Source organism: Emticicia soli (assembly GCF_037860775.1).
Lineage (GTDB): Bacteria > Bacteroidota > Bacteroidia > Cytophagales > Spirosomataceae > Emticicia > Emticicia soli.
This window is the reverse complement of sequence record NZ_JBBEWC010000030.1, coordinates 1-1,547: the sequence shown is the minus strand read 5'-3', so window position 1 is coordinate 1,547 and position 1,547 is coordinate 1. Positions and strand designations below refer to the sequence as shown.

Below are 1,547 nucleotides of genomic sequence, written 5' to 3'. Positions count from 1 at the left end.
CCCCGCACCGCTGATGGTACTGAGTTCATCCTCGGGAGAGTAAGTAGATGCCAGGATTTTATTACAAAGCCTCTAAGAGCAATCTTAGGGGCTTTTTTTATGTACAAAAAGCAAGAAAATACCCCTTCCCTAGCTCTAACAACATCACTCAAGGTCCATTTTTAAAATGAATTAAATGTAAAATTATGGGTCAAGTGAAAAAGGGGATCAATCCTAAAAGTTGTGGACTAGGCATAATTTTCGTGAGCCTGAATAGGAAAAAAAGGCTCAAGCAAAAAAGTTGGGAACTAAGCATAAATTTTGGTAAGCCTGAAGAGGAAGAAAGTAAAATTTCTTACAACTCTGAATTGGTTTCTTAGTGCTTTAAGCTTTGCATTGAAAGATTCTGCCGTTCTTCTGTCGAAAAAGTTGAGAATTTTCTCATACTGACTCTGAATCATCCGAGAAATTGTGTTGAATGAATTGAAGCTTGCTTTCTCAACGTGATTGTACCACAATCCCAATTTCTTAAATGCTATAATCCTTTCTTTGGAGTGGGTAAAAATATCTGTTAATCCTCTACTCAATCTATAAGCCTGTGCAATATCAGGATATAATCTGAATAATATTTGTGCTCTGTGTGCTTGTGATTCAGACCAGTTATGTTGCTTCTTGTATAGTAAATATCTGCTTCTGGCTAATAGCTGTTTAAGTGTATCGCTATTCTCAAGTACCTAAGGAGAAAATGGTATTTTGTGTTCTTTAGCTGCCAGCATTTGCCTGTTTTCCTCTTCCATAGCCAGCCATCGATGTTGGATTCTGATTTCCTGAACGGTATCACAGGCTAATTGTTGAACATGAAAATGGCTTGCTACGAGCTTAGCTTTTGTAAAAGTCCTTTTGACTATTTTCTCCATTGTAGGAGCTAAATCTAAAGTTACTTCTTTTACATTCTTCCTCTGAGATTCGGGTATCTAACGTAAGACTTCAATAATTCGCTCACTTTCAGTACCTTTTATCATCGCTATCAAAGCGCCTTTACGCCCTTTAGCTGCTTTATTAGTTAAAATAGTATAAAGTTCTCCCTGAGATAAGCTCGTCTCATCTATTGATAGATACTCACCCATATTCTCTGTAAACAATAACCAATCTTTTGCATGCGAACCTTGTGGCCAATTCTTATAATCACTTGAATGGCTTGCATATTGCTCCTGGAATCGTTTGCCATCTAATCCATAAAGTCCTCCTAAAGTCTTACAACCGATGGGAGTATTATCTACCAAGTCCTTTTAAAAAAACAGCGAATTCCTTAGTCATTCGAGTGCGATATCTATCTGCTTTTGAGCTGATAATATCTCTTATCAGAGACTTTATTTGAAAAAATATATTAATGAAAGACTTATTAATGCCTTGAAAATCAATTAGTTGTCTTTGCCTGTTTTGAGATATGTATGTAGGGAAACAAAAAAAGCAAAAAAGTTTAGAAATAGTTTGGTAATTCTGGCAAAAAGCCCGTACCTTTGCAGTCCCAAAAATGAGAGAGTTACTGAGCGTTACATAGCAAGAGC

The 1,547-nt window shown here is 36.5% G+C and carries 2 protein-coding genes and 1 pseudogene; all 3 read right to left on the bottom strand.

Annotated elements, in window-relative coordinates:
• Positions 1-287: 287 nt before the first annotated feature.
• Positions 288-953: pseudogene (locus WAE64_RS24690) on the bottom strand (ISAon1 family transposase).
• Entirely contained in the window at positions 954-1,262 is a 309-nt protein-coding gene (locus tag WAE64_RS24685; protein ID WP_340240864.1) for a hypothetical protein, read from the bottom strand.
• A partial coding sequence (locus tag WAE64_RS24680; RefSeq protein WP_340240862.1) for a hypothetical protein occupies positions 1,252-1,547 on the bottom strand: 296 nt, incomplete at its 5' end. The genes WAE64_RS24685 and WAE64_RS24680, both read right to left, overlap by 11 nt.